Annotated in this window: 21 protein-coding genes and 2 tRNA genes; 4 read left to right on the top strand and 19 right to left on the bottom strand. The window is 73.6% G+C overall.

Annotation, left to right across the window (positions count from 1 at the left end; genetic code table 11):
• Positions 1-47 precede the first annotated feature (47 nt).
• Entirely contained in the window at positions 48-947 is a 900-nt protein-coding gene (locus BOQ63_RS29630; RefSeq protein ID WP_046385974.1) for a helix-turn-helix transcriptional regulator, read from the top strand.
• A 102-nt stretch (positions 948-1,049) separates the two neighbouring features.
• Here BOQ63_RS29630 and BOQ63_RS29625 read toward each other — a convergent pair.
• The 8 genes from BOQ63_RS29625 to BOQ63_RS29590 form a co-directional block, all read right to left on the bottom strand.
• Positions 1,050-1,122: transfer RNA gene (locus tag BOQ63_RS29625), tRNA-Ala, on the bottom strand.
• 57 nt (positions 1,123-1,179) lie between these two features.
• Positions 1,180-1,252 (bottom strand) — tRNA-Ala (locus tag BOQ63_RS29620).
• 150 nt (positions 1,253-1,402) lie between these two features.
• Positions 1,403-2,050, bottom strand: a complete 648-nt coding sequence (locus BOQ63_RS29615) for a histidine phosphatase family protein (RefSeq protein WP_030283851.1) — start codon at positions 2,048-2,050, stop codon at positions 1,403-1,405.
• Positions 2,047-2,505, bottom strand: coding sequence for a ribosome silencing factor (gene rsfS, locus BOQ63_RS29610; RefSeq protein ID WP_030597865.1), 459 nt, complete (start codon positions 2,503-2,505; stop codon positions 2,047-2,049). Before rsfS ends, BOQ63_RS29615 begins: the two co-directional genes overlap by 4 nt.
• A gap of 171 nt (positions 2,506-2,676) precedes the next feature.
• Positions 2,677-4,527, bottom strand: coding sequence for an LCP family protein (locus tag BOQ63_RS29605; protein WP_150476170.1), 1,851 nt, complete (start codon positions 4,525-4,527; stop codon positions 2,677-2,679).
• Between the two features lie 13 nt (positions 4,528-4,540).
• Positions 4,541-5,173 (bottom strand): nicotinate-nucleotide adenylyltransferase, encoded by a 633-nt coding sequence (gene nadD / locus BOQ63_RS29600; protein WP_030283845.1) that lies wholly within the window; start codon positions 5,171-5,173, stop codon positions 4,541-4,543.
• A 124-nt stretch (positions 5,174-5,297) separates the two neighbouring features.
• Positions 5,298-5,453, bottom strand: coding sequence for a hypothetical protein (locus BOQ63_RS29595; protein WP_167344932.1), 156 nt, complete (start codon positions 5,451-5,453; stop codon positions 5,298-5,300).
• 153 nt (positions 5,454-5,606) lie between these two features.
• Positions 5,607-5,753: a hypothetical protein gene (locus tag BOQ63_RS29590; RefSeq protein WP_157846575.1), complete on the bottom strand. Its 147-nt coding sequence runs from the start codon at positions 5,751-5,753 to the stop codon at positions 5,607-5,609.
• Positions 5,754-6,014: 261 nt separating this feature from the next.
• Between BOQ63_RS29590 and BOQ63_RS29585 the strand changes: the two genes are divergently transcribed.
• Entirely contained in the window at positions 6,015-7,085 is a 1,071-nt protein-coding gene (locus BOQ63_RS29585) for a M48 family metallopeptidase (protein WP_030283843.1), read from the top strand.
• A gap of 72 nt (positions 7,086-7,157) precedes the next feature.
• On the opposite strand, the gene BOQ63_RS29580 is transcribed toward BOQ63_RS29585, so the two are convergent.
• The 5 genes from BOQ63_RS29580 to proB all read right to left on the bottom strand — a co-directional run bounded on the left by BOQ63_RS29580 (position 7,158) and on the right by proB (position 12,187).
• Positions 7,158-8,219 carry an SCO2583 family membrane protein gene (locus tag BOQ63_RS29580; RefSeq protein ID WP_030557590.1) on the bottom strand — a complete coding sequence of 354 codons (1,062 nt, stop codon included), beginning with the start codon at positions 8,217-8,219 and terminating at the stop codon, positions 7,158-7,160.
• A gap of 102 nt (positions 8,220-8,321) precedes the next feature.
• The gene (locus BOQ63_RS29575) at positions 8,322-8,903 is read right to left on the bottom strand and encodes an SCO2584 family spore wall biosynthesis protein (protein ID WP_030597867.1); all 582 of its coding nucleotides are present in this window, start codon (positions 8,901-8,903) and stop codon (positions 8,322-8,324) included.
• Between the two features lie 108 nt (positions 8,904-9,011).
• Positions 9,012-10,295, bottom strand: a complete 1,284-nt coding sequence (locus tag BOQ63_RS29570) for a glutamate-5-semialdehyde dehydrogenase (protein WP_030283836.1) — start codon at positions 10,293-10,295, stop codon at positions 9,012-9,014.
• Positions 10,296-10,359: 64 nt separating this feature from the next.
• Complete coding sequence (locus tag BOQ63_RS29565) at positions 10,360-10,884, bottom strand: DUF8830 family protein (RefSeq protein ID WP_033351368.1); 525 nt, start codon at positions 10,882-10,884, stop codon at positions 10,360-10,362.
• Positions 10,885-11,050: 166 nt separating this feature from the next.
• Entirely contained in the window at positions 11,051-12,187 is a 1,137-nt protein-coding gene (gene proB, locus BOQ63_RS29560) for a glutamate 5-kinase (RefSeq protein WP_046385975.1), read from the bottom strand.
• Between the two features lie 309 nt (positions 12,188-12,496).
• On the opposite strand from proB, the gene BOQ63_RS29555 reads away from it, so the two are divergent.
• Entirely contained in the window at positions 12,497-13,291 is a 795-nt protein-coding gene (locus BOQ63_RS29555) for a hypothetical protein (RefSeq protein ID WP_150476169.1), read from the top strand.
• Positions 13,292-13,391: 100 nt separating this feature from the next.
• On the opposite strand, the gene obgE is transcribed toward BOQ63_RS29555, so the two are convergent.
• The 6 genes from obgE to BOQ63_RS29525 form a co-directional block, all read right to left on the bottom strand.
• Positions 13,392-14,870, bottom strand: a complete 1,479-nt coding sequence (obgE, locus tag BOQ63_RS29550) for a GTPase ObgE (protein WP_030283827.1) — start codon at positions 14,868-14,870, stop codon at positions 13,392-13,394.
• A 119-nt stretch (positions 14,871-14,989) separates the two neighbouring features.
• The gene (gene rpmA / locus BOQ63_RS29545) at positions 14,990-15,247 is read right to left on the bottom strand and encodes a 50S ribosomal protein L27 (protein ID WP_030058248.1); all 258 of its coding nucleotides are present in this window, start codon (positions 15,245-15,247) and stop codon (positions 14,990-14,992) included.
• A 14-nt stretch (positions 15,248-15,261) separates the two neighbouring features.
• Entirely contained in the window at positions 15,262-15,579 is a 318-nt protein-coding gene (gene rplU, locus BOQ63_RS29540; RefSeq protein WP_030233759.1) for a 50S ribosomal protein L21, read from the bottom strand.
• A gap of 229 nt (positions 15,580-15,808) precedes the next feature.
• The gene (locus BOQ63_RS29535) at positions 15,809-19,333 is read right to left on the bottom strand and encodes an Rne/Rng family ribonuclease (RefSeq protein ID WP_150476168.1); all 3,525 of its coding nucleotides are present in this window, start codon (positions 19,331-19,333) and stop codon (positions 15,809-15,811) included.
• A gap of 435 nt (positions 19,334-19,768) precedes the next feature.
• Positions 19,769-20,530 (bottom strand): TIGR03936 family radical SAM-associated protein, encoded by a 762-nt coding sequence (locus BOQ63_RS29530; protein WP_030283823.1) that lies wholly within the window; start codon positions 20,528-20,530, stop codon positions 19,769-19,771.
• Positions 20,531-20,817: 287 nt separating this feature from the next.
• Complete coding sequence (locus BOQ63_RS29525; protein ID WP_072655233.1) at positions 20,818-22,746, bottom strand: TIGR03960 family B12-binding radical SAM protein; 1,929 nt, start codon at positions 22,744-22,746, stop codon at positions 20,818-20,820.
• Positions 22,747-23,197: 451 nt separating this feature from the next.
• Here BOQ63_RS29525 and BOQ63_RS29520 point away from each other — a divergent pair, with 451 nt between their 5' ends.
• Positions 23,198-24,505 carry a M14 family zinc carboxypeptidase gene (locus BOQ63_RS29520; protein WP_051746852.1) on the top strand — a complete coding sequence of 436 codons (1,308 nt, stop codon included), beginning with the start codon at positions 23,198-23,200 and terminating at the stop codon, positions 24,503-24,505.
• Positions 24,506-24,549 lie beyond the last annotated feature (44 nt).

The following is a 24,549-nucleotide window of genomic DNA, read 5'->3' as shown; positions in this document are numbered from 1 at the left end:
CCGGCAGCACCTGTATCGCCCGGGCGCGCTGCGGCACGATGGACGGCATGACCGTCCTGGAGGAACTCCCGACCGCGGCGGGCGGCCGCGAACGCCGTCGGACCGAGCTGGCCCGCTTCCTGAAGGCCTGCCGGGCGCGGGTCACCCCCGAGGACGTCGGCCTGCCGCCCGGGTTGCGCCGCCGTACGCCGGGGCTGCGGCGTGAGGAGGTCGCGCAGCTCGCCGGGGTCGGGGTCACCTGGTACACGTGGCTGGAGCAGGGGCGGCCGATCAACGCGAGCGAGCAGGTGCTGCTGGCGGTGTCCCGGGCGCTGCGGCTGGACGGCACCGAGCGCCAGCACCTGTTCCGGCTGGCCGGGATGGCTCCGTCGCCGCTGGCGCAGCCGGCCCCGCCGGAGCTGAGCCCGTCGATCCAGGTGATCCTGGACTCGCTGGCCCCGCTGCCCGCGGCGGTCTCCAACACCCGGTTCGACGTGCTGAGCTTCAACCGGCCGTACCGGTCGCTGTTCGGCACCGAGCGGATGCGCCCGTCCCACGGGGTCTTCTTCAACAGCCTCTGGTGCATGCTGACCGCACCGGCGTGCTGCAACCCGTGCGAGAACCCGGAGGAGACCCTGCCGCGGATGGTGGCGGTGCTGCGCTCGGCGTACGGCAAGCACGTCGGCGAGCCGGCCTGGGAGGACCACGTGCAGCGGCTGTCGGCCGGCAGCGAGCTGTTCCGGGAGCTGTGGGCCCGCCAGGAGGTGTCGCCGCCGCACACGCTGCGGCGGGCCTTCCGCCACCCGGAGCTCGGCGTGATGCGGCTGAACGCCACCTACCTGACGATGCCGGGCGTGCCGGAGTGCTACATCGTCGTGTACGTCCCGGAGAACCCGGAGGACCGGGAGCTGGTCGAGCGGCTCGACTCGCTGACGCCGGGCGGCTGGACCCACACCTGCACGCCGTGACGAGCCGTGCGTAGCCCGGGAACCCGAGAGCCCGGGGGGCCCGAGAGCCCGGCGAAACCCGAGAGGCCGCCACCCACCGGGTGACGGCCTCTCGAACTGCTGTGGAGCTATGGGGAATTGAACCCCAGACCTCTTGCATGCCATGCAAGCGCTCTACCAACTGAGCTATAGCCCCGCGACACGGACGACCGTGGCTGCGGAACCCCGACTGACCACGACCGCCGATGCGGAGTGGAGCTATGGGGAATTGAACCCCAGACCTCTTGCATGCCATGCAAGCGCTCTACCAACTGAGCTATAGCCCCGCACTCACCGGATCTCCCGCTTCCCTTCCGGGCCGCGTTCCTTCCCTGCGAACGAGGAAGACTCTAGCTGGTCAGGCCCGGAACTGCGAAATCCGCTCCTTCCGGGCCCCCGCGAAGCCCCCTCCACCGAGTGCCCTCCGCCGGGTGCCGTCAGGTGTCGTCGCCGATCACCGGCTGCGGGAGCGTGCCCGCGTTGTGCTCCAGCAGTCGCCAGCCGCGCGCCCCCTTGCCGAGCACCGACCAGCAGCAGTTGGACAGGCCGCCGAAGCACTCCCACACGGGCGGCTCCAGGCCCAGCAGCCGCCCGAGCATGGTCCGGATGGTGCCGCCGTGGCTGACCACGACCAGCGTGCCGTTCTCCGGCAGCTTGGCGACGGCCTCCAGCACCACCGGCACCGAACGGTCGGCGACCTCGGTGGACAGCTCGCCGCCGCCGCGCCGCACCGGCTCCCCGGCCGCCCAGGCCGCGTACTCCTCCGGGTAGCGCTCGCGGATCTCGGCGTTGGTCAGCCCCTGCCAGGAGCCCGCGTACGTCTCCCGCAGGCCCTCGTGGTGCTGCACGTCCAGCCCGGTGACCGCGGCCAGCTCCTCGGCGGTGCGCCGGGCGCGCTTGAGGTCCGAGGAGATCAGCAGGTCGGGGCGCAGGCCGGAGAGCAGCCGGGCCGCCCGCTGGGCCTGCAGGACGCCCTGGCCGGTCAGCTCGATGTCCGTGGTGCCCTGGAACCGCGATTCGAGGTTCCAGGAGGTCTGGCCGTGCCGCCAGAAGACGATGCGCGGGCCGCGCGCGTCCCTGCTCAGTGCAGGTCCTCGGGCTTGCCGAAGTCGTCGGCCGGGGCGACGGCGTTGCCGGCCTCGTCGGTGATGGCGTCGGGGCGGTTGCGCGACTCGATGGCGTCCGCGGGCAGCGGCAGCTCGGGGCAGTCCTTCCAGAGCCGGTCCAGCGAGTAGAAGGAGCGCTCCTCGGAGTGCTGGACGTGCACGACGATGTCCAGGTAGTCGAGCAGGATCCAGCGGCCCTCGCGCTCGCCCTCGCGGCGCACCGGCTTGATGTCCAGCTGCTCGCGCAGCTGGTCCTCGATCTCCTCGGCGATCGAGCGGACCTGGCGGTCGTTGTTCGCGGAGGCGATCAGGAAGGCGTCGGTGATCGACAGCACCTCGCTGACGTCGAAGGCGATGATGTTGTGCGCGAGCTTGTCGGCCGCCGCCTGCGCGGCGACGGTGATGAGCTGCTGGCTGTGGTCGGTGACGGTCACGGTGTTCTTCCGGCTCGGCGGCTTGGGGCGGCCCCGGCGCGCGGCCGGGGTCGCCTTCCAGGATCTCACGCCGCCCCAGCGGCCTCGGAACGCATTTCCGGGGTCGCGGGGGCGGCGGGGCCGGACCGGGCGCCGGCCGGTCACCGGATCCCCCGGTGGCCGGCCGAGCGGCTACTGGGTCTTCGGCGGCTGGTAGTCCTTGCCGAGCACGACCACCAGGTCCGCGTTCTGGGCGTCGCCGACCTTCTTCACCGCCGTGTCCGGCAGCCCCAGGCTGGTCGCCAGGGACTTCGCCGCGGCCTGCCGGGCGTCGTCGGTGTAGCGGATCTCACTACTGGCCTGCGGCGCGGCCTTGGCGCCGCCCGGGATGAACGTCAGGCCCGAGTTGATGATCTGGACCTGCGCGGCGGCGCCCGCCGCGTCGTTGCCGGAGGCGTCCTGCAGCGAGACCCGGGCGGGGGCGTCGCCGGCCGCCGCGGACTTCACGGTGCCGCCGAGCACGTCCTTGACCTGCTTGCCCGCCGTCGCCTCGTCCAGGGTGCCGTCCGGCTTGACGGTCAGCGCGGTGGTACTGAAGTGGCCGTCCTTGGCCTGTTGGGCGAGCTGGGCGAGCACCCCGGCCAGGGCGTCCTCGGGCAGCGAGGGGTCGAGCACCGCGTTCATCCGGTGCACGTCGTCCTTGGCGTCCTTGAACTCGGTCGGCATGGTGCGCACCACCGCGTCCATCACCTGCCCGAACCGGGCCAGCTGGGCGTCCCGGTTCTCGCCGGGCGCCTGGAGGGTCGCGTACGCCACCGCGGCCTTGCCGCTGAGCAGGGTGTTCTTGCCCGCCGGGGACAGCTCCTTGCCGTCCGGCTTGCCGCCCTCGTGGGTCGCCGCGTTGGTGTCCACCCGGACGCCGCCGAGCTGGGAGACCAGCAGTTCCAGGTACGGGGTGTCCAGCCGCCAGGTGCCGGCCACCGGGGCGCCCAGCACGGTGGCCAGGCCGTCGCGGGTCGCCGAGGCGCCGATCGCGTCCATGGCCTGGCCGACGGTGGTCACCGGCGGGTCTCCGGGGCCGGGCAGCCGCAGCACGTCGGGCAGCAGCAGGACCGTGCCCTTGTGCCCGGAGGCGTCGTCGACCAGCAGCGCGCTGGACACCTTGCCCTGCAGGTCGCGCAGGTGGACGACGTTGACCTGCCGCCCGCCGGCCGCGGCGGCCGCGGTCGGCTTGTCCCCGGTGAACCACAGGTAGCCGCCGACGCCGCCGGCCGCGAGCGCCAGCACCACACCGAGGCCGACCAGCCGGTTCTTCAGCTTGCGGCGCCGCTCGGCGCGCACCTCGCTGCGGGACTCGGCGAACTTCAGCCAGTCGATGACGTCCTCGGACTCCTCCTCCCCCTCGTCGACGAAGGTGAACTCTCCCGTGGCGTAGGCGTCCTTGGGCGCCCGGCCGCCGGCCTTGCCGGACCGGGCCCCGGCGACCTGCTCGGACGGCGACTCCGGCGCGGCCGGGGCCGCCTCGGCGGCCGGCCGGGGCGAGCGGCGACGCGGCGGCGGCACCGCGGCGGAGGCAGGCGCAGCGGGAGCGGGCGCGGACGCCTCCGGCGCGACGGTCGGCGCGGGCTGCGGCTCGGCGGCCACCGGCGCGGCCTGGTACGGCTGCTGGTACCCCTGGTAGCCCTGCTGCTGGTGACCGCCGTACGGGTCCTGGGTGTACACCGGCTGCCCGTACTGGTCGTACTGCTCGTGCTGCTGCCCGTACGAGTGCTGCTGCGGGAACTGCCCGGTCTGCTGCTGGTACCCCTGCTGGTAGCCCTGGTCCTGCTGGTACCCCTGGGCCTGGCCGCCGTACGTGCCCTGGCCGTACACCGGCTGCCCGTACTGGTCGTACTGCTCGTACGGCTGCTCGTACTGCTCGTACGCCTGCGGTTGCGGCTGCGCCTGCTGGTACCCGTGGCCCTGGCCCTGGTACGGCTGCTGGTACTGCCCGGTGGACCACTCCTCCGGCTGCTGCCCGCCGTTGCCGTTGCGATCGCTCACGCCCGCTCCTGGCTCAGGTCCCGTGCGGCGCGTACAGCGCCCGCTTGTCGATGTAGCGGACCACGCCGTCCGGCACGAGGTACCAGACCGGCTCGCCCTTGGCGACCCGGTTGCGGCAGTCCGTGGAGGAGATGGCCAGCGCCGGGACCTCCATCAGGGAGACCCCTCCCACCGGGAGCCCGGCGTCCGACAGGGTGTGGCCCGGGCGCGTGCACCCGATGAAGTGCGCCAGCGAGAACAGCTCGTCGGAGTCGTGCCAGGACAGGATCTGGGCGAGCGCGTCGGCGCCCGTGATGAAGAAGAGGTCCGCGTCCGGGTGGAGGGAGTGCAGGTCGCGCAGGGTGTCGACGGTGTACGTCGGGCCCTGGCGGTCGATGTCGATCCGGCTCACCGAGAACTGCGGGTTCTCGGCGGTGGCGATGACCGTCATCAGGTAGCGGTCCTCGGCCGGGGTGACGTGGCGGTCGCTCTTCTGCCAGGGCTCCCCGGTCGGGACGAAGATCACCTCGTCCAGGTGGAACGCGCTCGCCACCTCACTGGCGGCGACCAGGTGGCCGTGGTGGATCGGGTCGAAGGTGCCGCCCATCACGCCGAGGCGCTTCTTCACCGGTTCCGGTCCGCCGGGATTCCCGGCCTGCTCTCCCATGCCGCCACACCTTACGCGACGCCCGTCACGGTGCGGGAACGGCCGTGTGGGGGTTGCCCGCAGATGCGTGAGGGAGCGGCCGGCCCACTGGCCGGACGCTCCCCGAGCGGTCCGTGGTCCCGGCTCAGCGGTCCCGGTTGAAGCGGGTGACGATGAAGAGCAGGAGCATCAGGATGAACAGCGCGGAGCCGCCCGTCAGCAGCGGGTTCAGGCTGTCGTGGTTTCCCCCCTCGCCCTCGGCGAGCAGGTTAAGGACGGGGAGTGCGGCAGCAGTGCTCATGGTCGGCGGGACCTTCTCGGCTCGGTGAACGGACCTGGGGGTGGTTCCGGGCCGGTGAGGGCCCACCCGTCATCGTACGGGGGGTTACGCGGCAACCGCTCGGCGGCCCACCGCCGCTGACCGGCCGTGAGGCCCGGGTGTCGAACGGGGGGCTTACTGGCCCCGGAAGGCGCGGGCCATGATCCAGACCAGCAGGCCGATCCCGACGAAGGACGCGACCACGATGATCCGCAGGAACAGCCCCGGGCCGGCCTCGTCGGAGATGGGTGCGGCCAGGCTGACCAGCGCTTCGGTGGACATCTGAGGGACTCCTCGAACTGCTCGGTACCGCGGCCGGGTCCGGTCCCGGTTCTCCAGGGCATTCAGGGTAAACCGGCCTCACACCGGCGCCACCCACCGGGCCCCGTACCGCGCCCGGGCCCGCGCGTACGCTGACCCGGGGACGAGTACGCAACCGCGGACGTTGCACAGGCAGTCGTTGCAGACGAGTCGTTGCAGGCGAAGACCAGCGGGGGGCCGGCCACTGCGCCGGAGCCGCCGTCGACAGGAGGCACTCACACCATGACCGACACGACCGCGAAGGCCCCGAGCCGGCGCCGCCAGCGTTTCCCCGAGATCTCCACCCGGGCCTGGGAGCACCCGGCGGACCGCTCGGCGCTGGTCGCCCTGCGCAAGCTGTCCGGCTTCGACGACATCCTGAAGAAGCTCGCCGGCCTGGTGTCCGAGCGCTCGATCCGGCTGATGTTCCTGGCCACCGCCGTGAAGACCTCCGAGCGCCAGTTCCCCGAGCTGTACGACATGGTCCGCGACGCCGCCTACGTGCTGGACCTGGATCAGGTCCCGGACCTGTACGTCACCCAGGACCCGGCGGTCAACGCGTTCACCATCGGCATCGACACCCCGATCATCGTGATCACCAGCGGCCTGGTCGAGCTGCTGGACGAGGAGGAGCTGCGCTCCGTCATCGGCCACGAGGTCGGCCACGCGATGTCCGGCCACGCCGTCTACCGGACGATGCTGATGATCCTCACCAACATCGCCACCCGGATCGCCTGGGTGCCGCTCGGCAACCTCGCGATCATGGCGCTCGTCACCGCGCTCAAGGAGTGGTTCCGCAAGGCCGAGCTGTCCAGCGACCGGGCCGGCCTGCTCGCCGGGCAGGACCTCCAGGCGTCCATGCGGGCCCTGATGAAGCTGGCCGGCGGCCACAACCTGGCCGAGATGAACGTCGACGCCTTCCTGGAGCAGGCCGAGGAGTACGAGAAGGCCGGTGACCTGCGTGACGGCGTGCTCAAGCTGCTCCAACTGCTGCCGCAGACCCACCCGTTCGCGGTGGTCCGGGTCGCCCAGCTGAAGAAGTGGGCGGAGAGCGACGAGTACCGCTCGATCACGGCCGGCGCCTACCCGCGCCGCAGCGACGACCGGGACACCTCGGTCGGCGAGCAGTGGAAGGCCGCCGCCGAGCACTACACGACCTCGGTCAAGGAGAGCAAGGACCCGCTGATGGGCCTGCTGCGCGACGTGGCCGGCGGCGCCGCGACCGTCGGCGGCAAGCTGCGCGACACCTTCACCGGCGGCGGCCGCACCGGCTCCCCGACGGACCACGGCTCCGCGGAGCGCACCGACGGCTGAGCCGCCCGGTCCGGGACGGCCGGCGCCCGCCCGGGGCACCGGCCGTCCCGGCTCGCCGCGGCAGCGGGCCCCTCAGCTCCCCGACAGGACCCCGCACACCTGCCAGGCCGGCCGCGCGTGGTCACCCGGGTCCACCGCTGGCGGCGGCGGGACCACCGCCCCCCGCGCGGTGGCCAGCACCGGCTGCAGGAAGCCCGCCATCGAGGCGGTGCACGGCTCCGGCCCGGCCTGCACCACCGAGTCCACCAGCCGCAGCTGCGCCGAGGCCAGGTCCACCCGGTCGAACTGGAAGGTCAGCTCGCGCCGCACGGTCTCCAGGGTGACGGGCGCCCCGGCCGGGGCGCCGGCCGGCTTCAGTGCGTAGACGAAGGTGTGGTCGGTGGTGATCTGCAGCGTCCCGCTGTCCGCCTCGTCGACCCGCATCGCGCCGACCACCTTCACGGTGTCGGAGGCCAGGGCGGCCTGCGCCGGGTCGAAGCGCACGATCCAGCCGGTCACCGCGTGGTGCCGGTCGTCCACCGGCTGGCTGACGGAGGCGTCGAACTGGGCCTGCTCACCGGGCGTCACGAAGGTCCGCACATCCGTGGTGGCGCCCTGGACCAGAGCGGCCGGCGTCAGCGAGGAGGCCACCAGGTAGCGCTGCACGGTGTCCAGCGCCTTGGTCACCTCGACCTTGCTGAAGTGCTCGGTCGCGGCCCCGGCCGGGGTGTTCAGCCCGGCCGCCCCGTCGCCGTACCCGGGCGGCAGCGCGGCGAACGGATCCGCCGGGTCGGCGACCGGGTGGACGGCCGAAGCCGGGCTCAACGCGACCAGGCTGACGGTCAGTTGACTGCCCTCCGGCCGTGACGCGAGGCCCTTGGGCGAGTTCACCCCGAAGTACACCGCGGCCCCGAAGGCCAGCAGGATGAGCAGCAGCAGGGCGAGCGCCTGGCGCGGCACCGTCCCCAGCGGCCCGAGCCGCACCCGCGCCCGGGTGGCCCTGCCGAAGGAGCCCGCCAGCCGCTCCCGGGCGGACAGCTCCTGGATCCGGGCAGCACGGACGAACGATTCGTCGAAGACGACGGACCGGAACTCGTCCTCGTTGCCGGAACCGCCCTCGGGCGTACCCTCAGGAGGCTCGCGCGGGTCACCCATAACACCAGGGTAGGCGGACGGCAGCCCCGCCACGAGGGCCCTTGCGCAGTTTGCCGGGAACGCTCCGTGACCACCCGCCCCGGGCGTGCGCCCCCGTACCGCTCAGCCCGCGCGCGCCGTGACCACCGGCAACGGCTCGGCGGGCGCGGACCGCGGGTCCGCCCCCGGGCTGCTGCTGCCGGACTCCGGCCGCCGGGGCGCGCCGGCGGCGCCGCCCACGCCCTGGTAGACCGCCGCGACCGCCACCGCCACCAGGCTGACGCCCATGATCACGGCCAGGACCCAGGCCACCGGCCGGTGCCAGCGCTGCTGGGCCACGTACCGCCCGCGGGCGCGCACCGGATCGTAGCGCCGCCCCCAGCGCCGGCCCCGGCAGCCGGTCGCCCGGACGGGGCCCGACCAGGGGTCGGGGTACAGGTGGTCCTCGTCGAGTCCGCTCGGGTACGGCCGCAGCTCCAGCGGCAGGCCGTCCCCGGCCGGAAAGTCGAAGCTCCAGCCCGATCCCGCGGTGTCCGGCTCGAACCGCGCCTCGGCTGCGGCGAGCTGCCGCTCCCTGGCCGTCGGCTCGTGCACCGCGGCGGACCGGACGAAGGCCTCATCGAAGACCACGGTGGCGAACTCGTCGTCCGCACCACCGTGGTCGGCGCCGTCGGGGTACGGCAAGCCCCCCACATCCTCAGCCACGGATTCAGCGTATTACCGGCCGCACGATTTGTCTGTGGCTCCCGGCAGTTGGTCCGTCACGCGTGTGACGGCCGCTCCCCCGACCCGGCGTGATCCGAGAGCCACGCCCTAACCGCGGACGTGCCCGTCACCGGTGACGATGTACTTGGTGCTGGTGAGCTCCGGCAGGCCCATCGGGCCGCGGGCGTGCAGCTTCTGGGTGGAGATGCCGATCTCCGCGCCGAAGCCGAACTCACCGCCGTCGGTGAACCGGGTGGAGGCGTTGACCGCCACCGTGGTCGAGTCCACCAGCTGGGTGAAGCGGCGGGCGGCGGCCTGCGAGGTGGTCACGATCGCCTCGGTGTGGCCGGAGGACCAGCGGCGGATGTGCTCCACCGCGGCGTCCAGCGAGGGCACCACGGCCGCGGCCAGGTCGTACGAGAGATACTCGGCGCCCCAGTCCTCGTCGGTGGCCGGCACCACGGTGGCGGCGCTGCCCTCGGCGGCCTTGAGCACCGCCTCGTCGCCGTGCACCGTCACCCCGGCCTCGGCCAGGGCGGCCAGCGCGAGCGGCAGGAAGGCGTCCGCGACGTCCTGGTGCACCAGCAGCGTCTCGGCCGCGTTGCAGACGCTGACCCGCTGCGCCTTGGAGTTCAGCAGGATGCCGACGGCCATCGCCAGGTCGGTCTGCGCGTCCACGTACACGTGGCAGTTGCCGGTGCCGGTCTCGATCACCGGGACGGTCGAGCCCTCGACCACGGTGCGGATCAGCGAGGCCCCGCCGCGCGGGATCAGCACGTCGACGTAGCCCCGGGCGCGCATCAGTTCCTGCACCGAGTCCCGGCTCTCCCCCGGGACGAGCTGGATCACGTCGGCCGGCAGCCCGGCCGCCTCGACGGCGTCCCGCAGGACGGCGACCAGCGCGGTGTTGGAGCGGTAGGCGGAGGCGGAGCCGCGCAGCAGCACCGCGTTGCCGGACTTCAGGCAGAGCGCCGCGGCGTCCACCGTGACGTTCGGCCGGGCCTCGTAGATGATGCCCACCACGCCGAGCGGCACCCGCACCTGGCGCACGTCCAGGCCGTTCGGCAGGGTGTAGCCGCGCACCACCTCGCCGACCGGGTCGGCCAGGCCGGCCACGTCGCGCACGTCGGAGGCGATCGCGGCGATCCGCTCGTCGGTCAGGCTCAGCCGGTCGATCACCGACTCGGCCGTCCCGGCCTCACGGGCCCGGGCCACGTCCTCGGCGTTGGCCGCGACGATCTCGGCGCTGCGGGCGACCAGCGCGTCCGCGATCGCCAGCAGCGCGGCGTCCTTGGCCCGGCGCGGCAGCGGGGCGAGCGCGGCGGCGGCCTCCCGGGCTCGGCGCGCTACGGCGAGGACGGGGCTGTCGGCGGTGGTGAGGTCGCTGGTCATGCCGCCAAGAGTAGCGACTGCCCCCGCGCGCCCGGTCGCCGTTTCGCCATCCGAACAGGGCCGGTCAGTACGGGTACACGCCGCCGAGGCGCGGCGGCGGACCGCCGAAGCCCTCGGCCACCCGCTTGTGGTACGTCGCCCGATCGACCACCTCCAGGCCGACGATCTCCCACGGCGGCAGGTTCGCGGTCACCTTGTGCTCGCCCCACAGCCGCAGCGCGATCGCCGCCGCGTCGTGCAGGTCCCGGGCCTGTTCCCAGTAGCGGATCTCGGCGTGGTCCGCCGCGTAGCGGGCGGTCAGGAAGAACGAGTGGTCGTGCGCCAGTCGCTCAAGCGAGGCCCGTAGCGAGGACAGCGGGGTGGTCTGCCCGGCCACGCTCAGCACCACGTGCCACAGTCGCGCCTGCTCCGGCACACCGGGCGGTTCCGCCGCCTCCGCGCGCTGGGGCCGGAGCCCGCGCGCCCCGCCCGGTCCCTGCGGCGGCGGACCGGCCGGCTCGGCAGGGCCGTCCCCGCGTCCGCCGTCGATACTGGTCAGCCGCCGGCCCGCCGTCCCTCCGGTCAGCGCTGCCTCGCGCCTGCGTTCCACCGGCGGCCTCCTGTTCGGCGATCTCGTGTCGTCCCCCACCGCCCCCGCCGGCCCTCGGCCGACCGGCACGGCTGCGCCCCTCCTCGCCCGCGGCCGGGCCGCTCCCGGTACGGAGCGGCCCGCCGACCGCGCTGCGCCGTCCGGCCGGTGCCGGCCGAACGGCCGGTCAGCCGCGCAGAACGACCAGGTCGTCGCGGTGGACGACCTCGCGCTCGTACGCGGCGCCGAACTCCTGGGCCAGGTCGCGGGTGGACCGGCCGAGCAGGCGGGGCAACTCCCTCGCATCAAAGTTGACCAGCCCGCGAGCCACGATGTGGCCGTTTTCGGCAAGAAGGTCCACCGGATCCCCCGCGGCGAACTCCCCGTCGACCTTGGTCACCCCGGCCGGCAGCAGGGACGCGCCGGCCGAGACGACCGCCTCGACCGCGCCCGCGTCCAGGTGCAGGGCCCCGCGCGGGCTGCTCGCGTGGGCCAGCCAGAGCATCCGGTCGGAGGTGCGGCTGCCGGTGCGCAGGAAGAGCGTGCCGGTGGGCCGCCCGGCCAGCGCGTCGGTCGCGTGGCTGGCCGCGGTGAGCACCACCGGGATGCCCGCGCCGGTGGCGATCCGGGCCGCCTCGACCTTGGTGACCATGCCCCCGGTGCCCACGCCCGCCTTGCCGGCGCTGCCGATCTCGATGCCGTCCAGGTCGTGCGGGCCGCGCACCTCGGCGATCCGGCTGGTGCCGGGCTTGGCCGGGTCGCCGTCGTAGAGGCCGTCCACGTCGGAGAGCAGCACCAGCAGGTCGGCCCGGACCAGGTGGGCGACCAGCGCGGCCAGCCGGTCGTTGTCCCCGAACTTGATTTCGGCGGTGGCGACGGTGTCGTTCTCGTTGACGATCGGCATCGCGCCCATCGCCAGCAGCTGGTCCAGCGTCCGGTAGGCGTTGCGGTAGTGGGCGCGGCGGCTGGCGTCCTCGGCGGTGAGCAGCACCTGGCCGACCCGGATGCCGTACCGGGCGAAGGAGGCGGTGTAGCGCGCGACCAGCAGTCCCTGGCCGACGCTGGCGGCGGCCTGCTGGCGGGCCAGGTCCTTGGGGCGCCCGTCCAGGCCGAGCGGGGCGAGCCCGGCGGCGATGGCCCCGGAGGAGACGAGGACGACCTCGGGGGCGTCCGGGCGGCTGCGCACCTTGGCGATCGCGTCCACCAGGGCGTCGACCCGGTCGGCGTCCAGGCCGCCGGCCGCCGTGGTGAGTGAGGAGGAGCCGACCTTGACCACGATCCGCCGTGCGGTCAGCACCTCCTCCCGCAGTGAGTCCTCGCTCATCTCGCTGTACGCCCTTCCGGTGGTGCGGGTACGACGGGGCCGGGCCCGGCCGCCATGTCCGAAATCTACGCGATCCGCGCAGGTCACCCCCACGGGGTTTCACCGGCTGGACCCGGCCCGGTCACGGGCCCGCCACAACCAGTACGTCAATCCGGACGGCTGGTATGGTCCCTGACCGAAAGCCAGATCGGGGGACGGCTTCTTGCCCGCTGTACCCACTCGTCTTCGACGTTCCCGTCACACGGGGCGGCGCCGCAACGGGCAGGCCGGCAACGGTTCGCGGCCGCGCGCCCAGGAGAAAAGCGCACCATGCGTTCGTACACCACGAAGCTGACCGTCGCCGCCCTGGCGGCGGCCACCGCCCTCTCGCTCGCCGCCTGCGGTCCGGACAACTCGGACCCGGCCGGCACGGGCGGCGCCACCGGAGCGGCTCCGGCCCAGACCGGCGCGGCCACCGGCGGCGCGGCCGGCGGTTCGACCGCCGCCCCGTCGGGAGCGGCCACCGGTGGTGCCGCCACGGGCGGGGCCGGGTCCGGCGGCACGGCGACCGGCGGCGCGGCCACCGGCGGTGCCGGTACGGCCGGCACGTCCGGCACGTCCGGCGGCGGCGCGGGCGGCGGCGCGGGCGGCGGCAAGCTGCCGCAGGCCGGCACCTCGGTGAAGTTCGGCCAGCCGGCCAGCATCGACTTCACCGACAAGACGTCCAACGCCGCCGCCAAGCTGCAGTGGACCGTCACCGGGATCCAGCCGGGCTCGATCAAGGACTTCCAGGACGCCAAGGCCAACACCGCCGGCCTGGACGGCCGCGCGCTGTTCTACGTCAGCTGGACCATGACGAACCTCAGCGACACCAAGCTGACCTTCAGCGACCCCGCCGCCAAGCTCAAGGTCTACGACGCCTCGGGCAACATCGGCATGGGCGCCGACCCGGTCGGGTCGACCCCGGTCGCCAAGTGCAATACCCCGAGCTGGGCCGGCGCCACCAAGGGCGTCGCGTTCAAGGGCTGCTCCATCGTCAGCTTCCAGGCCGGAGTCACCCCGGTGATGGTCGGCTTCGGCGACGCGAGCGACATCACCAAGGTCCAGGCCGCCTGGACGAAGTGACGTTTCGTCACCGCAGCACGAAGCGGACGGCCCTGCCACCTGTCGAGGTGGCAGGGCCGTCCGCTTCGCAACTACCGGCTACCGGCTACCGGCTACCGGCTCAGTAGTCCTCGTCGTCGCCCTCGATGGCGGACTGCCGGCCGCTGGAGAGCGCCTCGAAGGCGAGGAACTCGGCCTCGGCCGCGTCCCGCCCCTTCTGCTTCTCGCGGCGGCGGTCGACCGCCGGACGCTGGGTCTCCATCCGGTGGTCCTCGCCGCGGCGGCCGAGCATCTCGGCGCCGGCGGCCATGGTCGGCTCCCAGTCGAAGACGACGGCGTTCTCGTCCGGGCCGATGATGACGGTGTCGCCCTCGTGCGCCCCGACCTTCCACAGCCGGTCCTCGACCCCGAGCCGGGCCAGCCGGTCGGCGAGGTAGCCGACGGCCTCGTCGTTGCTGAAGTCGGTCTGGCGGACCCAGCGCTCCGGCTTGACGCCGCGGATGCGGTACGCGCCGTCCTCCTCCTCGATGGTGAAGCCCGCGTCGTCGACGGCGGCGGGCCGCAGCACGATCCGGGTCGACTCCTCGGCCGGCTTGGCGGCGCGCGCCTCGGCGACGATCTTCGCCACCGCGAAGCTCAGCTCGCGCAGGCCCTTGCGGGAGGCGGCGGAGACCTCGAACACCTGGTAGCCGCGCTCCTCCAGGGAGGCGCGGGTCAGATCGGCGATGTCCTGGCCGTCCGGGACGTCCACCTTGTTGAGCGCGACCAGGCGCGGACGGTCCTCCAGACCGCCGTACTCGGCGAGCTCGGCCTCGATGGTCTCCAGGTCGGTCAGCGGGTCGCGGCCGGGCTCCAGGGTGGCGCAGTCCAGCACGTGCACCAGCACCGAGCAGCGCTCGACGTGCCGCAGGAACTCCAGGCCCAGGCCCCGGCCCTGGCTCGCGCCCGGGATCAGACCGGGCACGTCGGCGATGGTGTAGACGGTGTCGCCCGCGGTGACCACGCCGAGGTTGGGGATCAGGGTGGTGAACGGGTAGTCCGCGATCTTCGGCTTGGCGGCGGAGAGCACCGAGATCAGCGAGGACTTGCCGGCGCTCGGGTAGCCGACCAACGCCACGTCGGCGACGGACTTGAGCTCCATCACGATGTCGCGGGCCTCGCCGGGCTCGCCGAGCAGCGCGAAGCCCGGGGCCTTGCGGCGGGCCGAGGCCAGCGCGGCGTTGCCGAGGCCGCCGCGGCCGCCCTGGGCGGCGACGAAGCTGGTGCCGTGGCCGACCAGGTCGGCGAGCACGTTGCCCTTGCGGTCCAGGACCACGGTGCCATCCGGCACCAGCAGGACGAGGTCCTCGCCGTCCGCGCCGGTGCGGTGGCCGCCCGCGCCGGGCTTGCCGTTGGTCGCCTTGCGCTTGGGCGAGTGGTGGTACTCGAGCAGGGTGGTGACCTGCGAGTCCACGGTGAGGATGACGCTGCCGCCCTCACCGCCGTTGCCGCCGTCCGGCCCGCCGAGCGGCTTGAACTTCTCGCGGTGCACGGAGGCGCAGCCGTGGCCCCCGTTACCCGCGGCGACATGAAGTTCGACGCGGTCCACGAAGGTGGTCATGGTTGTGCCTCCAGTGCGGATGAGTCTGCTTGCTTGCTGCGTAAAGCCGAAGGGTGGACCGGAACATTCCGGCCCACCCTTCAGTGTGAGTCTGGTGCGACTCGCGAGTCCGCGGGGACTCAGGCCTCGACGGCCACGATGTTGACGACCTTGCGGCCGCGACGGTTGCCGAACTGAACCGCACCGGCGGTCAGCGCGAACAGGGTGTCGTCGCCACCGCGGCCGACACCGGCACCCGGGTGGAAGTGGGTGCCGCGCTGGCGGACGAGGATCTCGCCGGCGGAGACGACCTGGCCGCCGAAGCGCTTCACGCCGAGGCGCTGGGCGTTCGAGTCACGGCCGTTGCGGGTAGAGCTTGCGCCCTTCTTGTGTGCCATATCTCGCTAACCCCTTACTTGCTGACCGAGTCGATGCTGGTGATGCGCACCGCGGTGTGCTTCTGACGGTGACCCTGACGACGGCGGTAGCCGGTCTTGTTCTTGTAGCGCAGGATGACGATCTTGTCGCCCTTGGTCTGGTCGACCACCTCGGCGTGAGCCTTCACGCCGGCCAGGACCCACGGGTCGGAGGTGACGGCGTCACCGTCGACGACCAGGATGGTCGAGAGCTCCACCGAGTCACCCGGCTTGGCCTCGATACGGTCGATCTCCAGCACGTCGCCGACGGCGACCTTGTGCTGGCGGCCGCCTGCGCGAACGATCGCGTACATGCGGTACCTACTTTCCCAACTCGGTCGGAACTCCCGACGCCAGCCACCTGGGTACGGACACAGGGGCCTCTTTCCGACCGCTCCGCGCTGGGCGCGGGGCTCTCGGGAAGGTGATGTGCTCGGGAGCGTGGCGTAGACACGCCGATGGTCAAGAATACGGACCGGCCGCCTCTGGGGCAAACCGGCCCGTACGGCCCGGGGCGGATCGCGCCCGCCCCGGGCGTGGGCACTACTCGGCCGCCGTATCACCCTCGGCGGCCGCGGCCTTCTTGGCCGCCGCGCTCGTCCGCTTGGTCGCGGTCTTGCGGGCGGTGGTCTTCTTGGCCGCCGCGGTCGTCTTCTTGGCCGCGGTCTTCTTCGCGGCGGTCTTGCGGGCGGCCCGCTTCTTGGGCGCCGGGGCCTCCTCGGCGGGCGCCTCCTCCGCAGGGGCCTCCGCCTCGGCCGGGACCTCGACGACCACGGCCTCCGCGACGACGGCCTCCTCGGCGGCTTCGGGCGCGGCTTCGGGCGCGGCCTCGGCCACGGCCTCGGCGGCAGCCTCGGCAGCCGGGGCGGCGGCAGCCAGGGCCGCCTCCATGGCAGCCTCGGCCTTCGCCTGCAGCACCACGATCTCGGCGGCCTGCGGCGCACCCGCCGGAGCCGTCGCCTTGCGCACCGCGCGCCGGCGCGGACGGCCGGCCGGAGCAGCGGCCGGGGCCTCGGCCACCGGCGCCTCCTCGGCCTTCGGCGCCTCGACCACCACGGTCCCGACGGCCGGGGCCTCGACGGCCTCCGCCTCGACGCCCGGGACCTCCAGGGCCAGCTGGCCCTCGATCTCCTCGCGCACCGGCTCGGCGGGCTCCACGGCCGCCTCGACGACGGCCTCGGCCACCGGCGACCCGGTCTCGACGGCCTGCGGCTCCTCGTGGCCAGCGCCGCCCTTGCCCCGGCGACGGCGCTTGCCGCTGCCCGGGCCCGCCTCGGCGGCCGCGGCCGCCGGGGCGTGCACGTGGACGCTCGGCTGCTCCATGTGCACGATCACGCCGCGGCCGTTGCAGTGCACGCAGGACTCGGAGAAGGACTCCAGCAGACCCTGGCCGACCCGCTTGCGGGTCATCTGGACCAGGCCCAGCGAGGTGACCTCGGCCACCTGGTGCTTGGTCCGGTCCCGGCCCAGGCACTCCAGCAGGCGGCGCAGCACCAGGTCGCGGTTGGACTCCAGGACCATGTCGATGAAGTCGATCACGATGATGCCGCCGAGGTCGCGCAGCCGCAGCTGGCGCACGATCTCCTCGGCCGCCTCGATGTTGTTCCGGGTGACCGTCTCCTCCAGGTTGCCGCCCTGGCCGACGAACTTCCCGGTGTTGACGTCGATGACGACCATCGCCTCGGTGCGGTCGATCACCAGCGAACCGCCGCTGGGCAGCCAGACCTTGCGGTCCAGCGCCTTCATCAGCTGCTCGTCGATCCGGTAGGTGGCGAACACGTCCACCTCGGAGGTCCACCGCTGGAGCCGCTCGGCGAGGTCCGGGGCCACGTTGGAGACGTACTCGTGGATGGTCTTCCACGCCTCGTCACCGGAGACGATGACCTTGGTGAAGTCCTCGTTGAAGATGTCGCGCACGACCCGGACGGTCATGTCCGGCTCGCCGTACAGCAGCGCCGGGGCGTTACCGGTCGCGGCCTTCTTCTGGATGTCCTCCCACTGCTGCTGGAGGCGCTGGACGTCGCGGGTCAGCTCCTCCTCGGAGGCGCCCTCGGCGGCGGTGCGCACGATGACGCCCGCGTCGTCCGGGACGATCTTCTTGAGGATCTGCTTCAGGCGGGCGCGCTCGTTCTCGGGCAGCTTGCGCGAGATGCCGGTCATCGAGCCCTCGGGCACGTACACCAGGTAGCGGCCGGGCAGCGAGATCTGGCTGGTCAGGCGGGCGCCCTTGTGGCCGATCGGGTCCTTGGAGACCTGCACCAGCACGGACTGGCCGGACTTCAGCACCGACTCGATCCGGCGCGGGCCGCCGTGGCCCAGCGCGCCGAAGTTGACCTCACCGGCGTACAGCACCGCGTTGCGGCCCTTGCCGATGTCGACGAACGCGGCCTCCATGGACGGCAGCACGTTCTGGACCTTGCCCAGGTAGACGTTGCCGACGTACGAGGTGGCCTGCTCCTTGTTGACGTAGTGCTCGACCAGCACGCCGTCCTCCAGCACGCCGATCTGGGTGCGCTGGCCGTTCTGGCGCACCACCATGACGCGCTCGACCGACTCCCGGCGGGCCAGGAACTCGGCCTCGGTGATGATCGGCACCCGGCGGCGGCCCAGCTCACGGCCCTCGCGGCGGCGCTGCTTCTTCGCCTCCAGACGGGTCGAGCCCTTGATGGACTGCACCTCGTCCGGGTCGAAGGACGGCTCGGTGGAGCGGCGGCGCGGCTCGCGCACCTTCACCACCGTGCGGACGCCGTCCTCGGTGGTCTCGGTGGTCTCGACGGCGCCGGACTCACCGCTGCGGCGGCGACGGCGGCGGCGACGGCGGGACGAGGACAGGCCGGCGGCCAGGTCGTCGTCGTCCTCCTCGTCCTCCTCCTCGGCAACGGCCCGGACCGGCTCCTCGACGGCGGGCTGCTCGGCCTCGACGGTCTCGGCGGCCTCGAACTCCTCGGCCTCGCCACGGCGACGGCGACGGCCGCCACGGCGGCGACGGCGCGACGGACGGCCGTCCTCCTCCCACTCGCCCTCGGTCTCCGGACCGGCGGCGGGGGCCTCCACGGCGGGCGCCTCGGCGGCCGGAGCCTCCACGGGCGCCTTGGCCGCCGGGGCCTTGGCGGCGGCCTTCACCGGCGCCTCGGCGGCCGGCTTGCGGCGGGTCGGCTCGACCCGGGTACGGACCCGGCGGCGACGGCCGACACCGCTGTACTCGTACTCGTCCTCCTCCGAGCGCTGCTCGGCGGCGGCCGGGGCCTCCACCGGCGCCGGGGCGGCGGCGGGCTGCTGCGGCGCGGTGGGCGGCGCGACGTAGGGGGCGGGCTCCTGGAACACCGGGGCCTGGAAGACCGCGGTGGCCGGGCGGACGGCGCGGCGGCGCACCCGGTGGTGCGGCTCCGCCTCGGCGGCGGGGGCGGGGGCGGGGGCGGCAACCGGCTCGGCGGCGGCCGGAGCCTCGGCGGCGGCCTCGACGGCCTCCTCCTCGACGGCGGGCTCCTCGGTGGTCACCGGCTCCCCGACCGGGGCCTCGACCACCGGCGCGGCCTCGGCCACGCGACGGCGGCGGGTGCGGCGGGCCGGGGCGGCCGGGGCCTCCTCGGCCACCGGCTCGGCGGCGGCGGGGGCTTCGACGGGAGCGGCGGCCTCGACCGCGGGCTCCTCGACCGGGGCCTCGGCCTTCTTGCGGGCCCGGCGGGCCCGAGCGGGCTTCTCCGCCTTCTCCTCGGCCTGCGGTGCCTCCGTCTTCGACACCTCGGCCTCCGGCCCGGTGACCACGATGGCGCTCTCCTCGGGAGCACCGGCCGGGGCCTCGGCACGCTTGCGGGTCCGGCGGGCCCGGACCGGCTTCTCGGCGGCCGGGGCGGTCTCGGCGGGCGCCTCGGCCGGAACGACCGTCGTCTCGACCGGGACGACCGTCTCGGCCGCCTCGGCGGCCGCACCCTGCGGGGTGCCCGCCGGGCGGGAAACCGCGCGGCGACGACGGCGCGGCGGCGCGGCGGACGCGCCCTCGCCACCGGTCCCGGCGGTTCCGTTCTGTTCCGTGGCCGCAGGCTGCTGCGGATCGGTGTTATCGAGCATGCGGGTGGATCTCCCGTCAGGCCCCCGGGCTCCGCATCCGGGCACGGCGCGGCACCAGTGGGCGGCCGGCATCGCGAGGATGCTCGGGCCGGACCCTTTGACGGTGCCGCCGTGCGGACGCGAGGCCGCACAGGGGCTCGTAGTCTCGCTCGGCGCCCCGCGTTCCGCGGGGTGTCGAAAAGTCTTCTGGTCTGACCAGTCTTCTGAGGTTTTCCCAAGCTGAGCCGTCCCCCAACCCCGGGTGGCTCCCGGAGGGGGTCCCGGGCCCACCGACCGTCCTGGCCGGCGGGCCCCGAGAGGCCGGCCTGTGCTGCGACGACGCTCGCTCCCCTGGGGAGCCGCGGGAACCCTGGAGGACCGTCGGGTCCAGTGAGGCACTGAACCCGGCCTCCGCCCCCTAGGCGGACGCGTAGCGCGCGGCCCGGCGGCCGTTTCTCAGCCGGCCGGGGCCGCGGCGCGGTCGAGCGCCAGCGGGTCGGTCACCGTGCCCGACTCCTCGTCGAGCGGCCCCTGCGCCAGCCTGGTCACCTCTGCGGGGACCGGCGGCGCCAGGTCGGCCGTCGCACGGAGACCGGACAATACGTCGTCGGGTCGTACGGCGGGTGTGGCGTGTCGTACTACCAGGCGCAGTATCGCACAGGGACGGCCGGTCCGAACATCGCGGTCGGTTCCGGCGGCCGTGTCCGTACCACCGTCGACCTGCGGCTCGACGGCTTCGAGCGCCGCCACCGCACCGCGCGCGTCGAAGACCCGCACGCCGTTCTTGGTCCGGCGCTCGACCTCGACCTTTTCCTCGGCGAGGAACGTGCGGACCGCCTTGGCCGCCTGGTCCGGCTCGACACCGTCCAGGCGCACCAGCCACTCGGAGGCCTCCAGCCGCTCCACGAAGTTCGGCGTCCGGACCTCGACCGCGTCGATCACGTCCAGGCCGGCGGGCAGCGACTCGTCCAGCTGCGCCCGCAGCTGCTCAGGGTCGCGCACGGCGGCCAGGCCGATCTCCAGGTACTCCGCCTCACTCGCCACCCCGGTCGGGGCGGCGTTGGCGTAGGACACCTTCGGGTGCGGGGTGAAGCCGGCCGAGTAGGCCATCGGAACGGCGGACCGGCGCAGGGCGCGCTCGAAGGCGCGCTGGAAGTCACGGTGGCTGGTGAAGCGGAGCCGGCCGCGCTTGGTGTAGCGGAGACGGATCCGCTGCACCGTCGGCGCGGGCGGCGGACCATCGGGCGTACGGCGTGCCAGGGTCGCTCAGTCCTTTAGTCAATTGTCCCCGTCCGGCGCGGCGCTTTCCCGCCACTGTCCGGACTCTGTCACCTCAAAGGGTACGCGCCCCGCCACCCCCCTCGCTCCGCCCCTGGTCAGCCCCCACCGGAACCCCCAGCGCCGCCTCCCCACCCCCAACACGGAAGCCCTCCCCGACAACGCCGGGAAGGGCTCCGCACCGACCCCGAGTCCCCCGGGGCCGTGAACTACGTCACACAGTTCGCCTACTTGTTAACGACCGTCAGCGGCAGCAGCTTCTTGCCCGTCGGACCGACCTGGATGTGGGTGTCCATCTGGGGGCACACGCCGCAGTCGAAGCACGGCGTCCAGCGGCAGTCGTCGACCTCGACCTCCTCCAGGGCGTCCTGCCAGTCCTCCCACAGCCAGTCCTTGTCGAGGCCGCTGTCCAGGTGGTCCCAGGGCAGCACCTCCTCGTAGGAGCGCTCGCGGGTGGTGTACCAGTCGACGTCGACGCCGGTGCCGGCCAGGCCCTTCTCGGCGGAGGCCATCCAGCGGTCGTACGAGAAGTACTCGCGCCAGCCGTCGAAGCGGCCGCCGTCCTCGTAGACCGCGCGGATGACCGCGCCGACGCGGCGGTCACCGCGGGAGAGCAGGCCCTCGACGATGCCGGGCTTGCCGTCGTGGTAGCGGTAGCCGATGTTCTTGCCGTACTTGCGGTCGCCGCGGATCGAGTCGCGCAGCTTGGCCAGGCGGGCGTCGGTGGCCTCGGCGGACAGCTGCGGGGCCCACTGGAACGGGGTGTGCGGCTTGGGCACGAACCCGCCGATGGAGACGGTGCAGCGGATGTCGTTCTGGCCCGTGACCTCGCGGCCCTTCTGGATGACGTTCTTCGCCATCTCGCCGATCTGGAGCACGTCCTCGTCGGTCTCGGTGGGCAGGCCGCACATGAAGTACAGCTTCACCTGGCGCCAGCCGTTGCCGTACGCGGTGGCGACGGTGCGGATCAGGTCCTCCTCCGACACCATCTTGTTGATCACCTTGCGCATGCGCTCGCTGCCGCCCTCGGGGGCGAAGGTGAGGCCCGAGCGGCGCCCGTTGCGGGACAGCTCGTTGGCGAGGTCGATGTTGAAGGCGTCGACGCGGGTGGACGGCAGCGACAGGCCGATCTTGTCCTCGGTGTAGCGGTCGGCCAGACCCTTGGCGATGTCGCCGATCTCGGTGTGGTCGGCGCTGGACAGCGACAGCAGGCCGACCTCCTCGAAGCCGGTCGCCTTGAGCCCGCGCTCGACCATCTCGCCGATGCCGGTGATGCTTCGCTCCCGCACGGGGCGCGTGATCATGCCGGCCTGGCAGAAGCGGCAGCCGCGGGTGCAGCCGCGGAAGATCTCCACGGACATCCGCTCGTGCACCGTCTCGGCGAGCGGGACGAGCGGCTGCTTCGGGTACGGCCACTCGTCGAGGTCCATCACGGTGTGCTTGGACACCCGCCACGGCACGCCCGGGGCGTTCGGCACGACGCGGCCGATCCGGCCGTCGGCCAGGTACTCCACGTCGTAGAACTTGGGCACGTACACCCCGCCGGTGCGGGCCAGGCGCAGCAGCAGCTCGTCACGGCCGCCCGGACGGCCCTCGGCCTTCCAGGCGCGGATGATCTCCGTGATGTCGAGGACGGCCTGCTCGCCGTCGCCGATCACGGCGCAGTCCAGGAAGTCCGCGATCGGCTCCGGGTTGAAGGCCGCGTGGCCGCCGGCGAGGACGATCGGGTCCTCGTCGGTGCGGTCCTTGGCCTCCAGCGGGATGCCGGCCAGGTCGAGCGCGGTCAGCATGTTGGTGTAGCCGAGCTCGGTGGAGAAGGACAGCCCGAACACGTCGAAGGCCTTCACCGGCCGGTGGGCGTCCACCGTGAACTGCGGGACGCGGTGCTCGCGCATGAGCGCCTCGAGGTCCGGCCAGACGCTGTAGGTGCGCTCGGCCAGCACGCCCTCGCGCTCGTTCAGCACCTCGTAGAGGATCATGACGCCCTGGTTGGGCAGCCCGACCTCGTAGGCGTCGGGGTACATCAGCGCCCAGCGGACGTCGCAGGCGTCCCAGTCCTTGACGGTCGAGTTGAGCTCGCCGCCGACGTACTGGATCGGCTTCTGGACGTGCGGGAGGAGTGCCTCCAGGCGTGGGAAGACCGATTCGACAGTCATGTACTAGGAACCCTTACGACGTGATTCGGTGCCGCGAGCCGGCACGGGAGGGGTGACCCTCAAGGGTAGCCCAATCCGGGGATCGACCCGTCTGCGCCGGAGCCGGCCCCCGCACGCTCCGGCGCGATCCGCACCCGCCGGTGACCGCCCCGGCACGCGCGGTGCGCGCCCGCCGCCCGGCGCCGTCCGCCGTTGACACCCCCGGACGGCCCGTGCGCTACTGACAGGGCCCTGCCCAAGGCCTGTACCCCTTCCCGAGACGGGAGTTGGGTCGTACGCTCGGCCAACGCCGACTCCCCCGGCGGCCCGCTCGCCCCAGCACGCCCTCCCCGTCCCCCCGCGAGGCCCCCTCCCCCCGGCCCCGCAGAGCCCGTCCCCGGCCCGCCGGCCGCGGCCGGCGGCGCAGCACGCCCGCGCCCCGGCGGCCGTACGACCGGTCGCAAGGAGAACCATGACCGACACCGGTCGGCGGGTCCGGCCCCTGTCCCCGCGGACCCTCGACGCCCGGCCGGCCCGCTACCCCACCCCGGCCCAGGCCGAGTGCGCCGCCCGGCGGCTCGCCCTGCGCCACCCGGACCGCTGCCGACTGCGCGAAGTGGGCCGCTCGCGGGCCGGTCGCCCGCTGCTGCTGCTCTCGGTGGACCGCGGACCGCGCGCCGTGCTGGTGGTCGGCGGCCCGCACCCGAACGAGCCGATCGGCACCGCCGCCGCCGTCCGGCTGGCCGAGGTGCTGCTGGAGCGCCCGGCCCGGCCCGGCCTGTCCTGGCACCTGCTGCTGTGCCTGGACCCGGACGGCGCCGCGCTCAACGCCGGCTGGCTGGACGGACCGCTCACCATGCGCCGCCACTACGAGCACTTCTTCCGCCCCTCCTTCGAGGAGCAGCCCGAGCTGCTGCCCGCCCCCGGCTCCGGCCGCCCGCCGATGCCGGAGAGCGTGGCGCTGACCGGACTGATCGACGAGCTGCGCCCGTTCCTCCAGTGCTCGCTGCACGGGGTGGACTTCGGCGGCGCCTTCGTCCAGCTGACCGGCCCGGTCGGCGGCCTGGCCGAGCGCTTCGCCCGCTCCGCGGACCGGGCCGGCATCCCGCTCGACGTGGACTCCTACGACGCCGTCGGCTGGACCAGCCCGGCCCCCGGCACCTATCTGATGCCGGCGCCCGGCAGCCCCGGCACCTCCCGGGCGCTGCCGGACGAGCCCGAGCTGTCCACCTGGTCCTACGCGGCCCGCCGCGGCGCGGTGACCGCCGTCCTGGAGGTGCCGATGTGGGCGGTGGACGCGGTCGGCGACGCCCGTACCCACCCGGCCGGGCCGCTGGCCGTCGGCGAGGCCGCGCGCGACCTCACCACCCGCTCCGAGGAGCTCACCGCCCTGCTGGCCCGCGTCCCGGCGCAGGCCCGTGAGGCGTACGGACCGCTGGCGCGCACCGCCGAGTTCAACCTGGCGGTGGCCCCGCGGGTGGCCGCCGAGTGGCTGGAGCTGTGGTGTCCGGGGCCGCTGAGCGCCGCCCGGGCGACCACCGCCGGGCTGGTCGCGGCCCGGCTGCCGCTGCGGGTCGCCTCGATCCTGCTGCGGCTGCTCGCCGACTCCCGCGGCCCGGCCGCCGAGGCCGCCCGGGAGCGCGCCCGGGCCGTCGTGGCGGACAGCCTGGACCGGCTGCGCAACCGCTTCGGCGCCCGCTGGGTCCCGGTCCAGGAGCAGCTGGCCCACCAGACCCGGGCGATCCTCAGCACCGCCGACTGCCTGTTGCTACCGATCTGACGTCTCGTCAACCTGACTCCACCGCAAGGAAAAGAGCCGGTCCG

Source organism: Streptomyces viridifaciens (genome assembly GCF_001888885.2).
Lineage (GTDB): Bacteria > Actinomycetota > Actinomycetes > Streptomycetales > Streptomycetaceae > Kitasatospora > Kitasatospora aureofaciens.
Note: the sequence above shows the minus strand (reverse complement) of the source record. Positions and strands in the feature narration are given on the sequence as shown.

Bases quoted from the DNA above. Each gene is read 5' to 3' on its own strand.
- BOQ63_RS29630 (WP_046385974.1), top strand. From the start codon at position 48: ATGACCGTCCTGGAGGAACTCCCGACCGCGGCGGGCGGCCGCGAACGC.
- nadD (WP_030283845.1), bottom strand. From the start codon at position 5,173: ATGGGAGAGCAGGCCGGGAATCCCGGCGGACCGGAACCGGTGAAGAAG.
- BOQ63_RS29595 (WP_167344932.1), bottom strand. From the start codon at position 5,453: ATGAGCACTGCTGCCGCACTCCCCGTCCTTAACCTGCTCGCCGAGGGC.
- BOQ63_RS29590 (WP_157846575.1), bottom strand. From the start codon at position 5,753: ATGTCCACCGAAGCGCTGGTCAGCCTGGCCGCACCCATCTCCGACGAG.
- BOQ63_RS29585 (WP_030283843.1), top strand. From the start codon at position 6,015: ATGACCGACACGACCGCGAAGGCCCCGAGCCGGCGCCGCCAGCGTTTC.
- BOQ63_RS29580 (WP_030557590.1), bottom strand. From the start codon at position 8,219: ATGGGTGACCCGCGCGAGCCTCCTGAGGGTACGCCCGAGGGCGGTTCC.
- BOQ63_RS29570 (WP_030283836.1), bottom strand. From the start codon at position 10,295: ATGACCAGCGACCTCACCACCGCCGACAGCCCCGTCCTCGCCGTAGCG.
- proB (WP_046385975.1), bottom strand. From the start codon at position 12,187: ATGAGCGAGGACTCACTGCGGGAGGAGGTGCTGACCGCACGGCGGATC.
- BOQ63_RS29555 (WP_150476169.1), top strand. From the start codon at position 12,497: ATGCGTTCGTACACCACGAAGCTGACCGTCGCCGCCCTGGCGGCGGCC.
- obgE (WP_030283827.1), bottom strand. From the start codon at position 14,870: ATGACCACCTTCGTGGACCGCGTCGAACTTCATGTCGCCGCGGGTAAC.
- rpmA (WP_030058248.1), bottom strand. From the start codon at position 15,247: ATGGCACACAAGAAGGGCGCAAGCTCTACCCGCAACGGCCGTGACTCG.
- rplU (WP_030233759.1), bottom strand. From the start codon at position 15,579: ATGTACGCGATCGTTCGCGCAGGCGGCCGCCAGCACAAGGTCGCCGTC.
- BOQ63_RS29535 (WP_150476168.1), bottom strand. From the start codon at position 19,333: ATGCTCGATAACACCGATCCGCAGCAGCCTGCGGCCACGGAACAGAAC.
- BOQ63_RS29525 (WP_072655233.1), bottom strand. From the start codon at position 22,746: ATGACTGTCGAATCGGTCTTCCCACGCCTGGAGGCACTCCTCCCGCAC.
- BOQ63_RS29520 (WP_051746852.1), top strand. From the start codon at position 23,198: ATGACCGACACCGGTCGGCGGGTCCGGCCCCTGTCCCCGCGGACCCTC.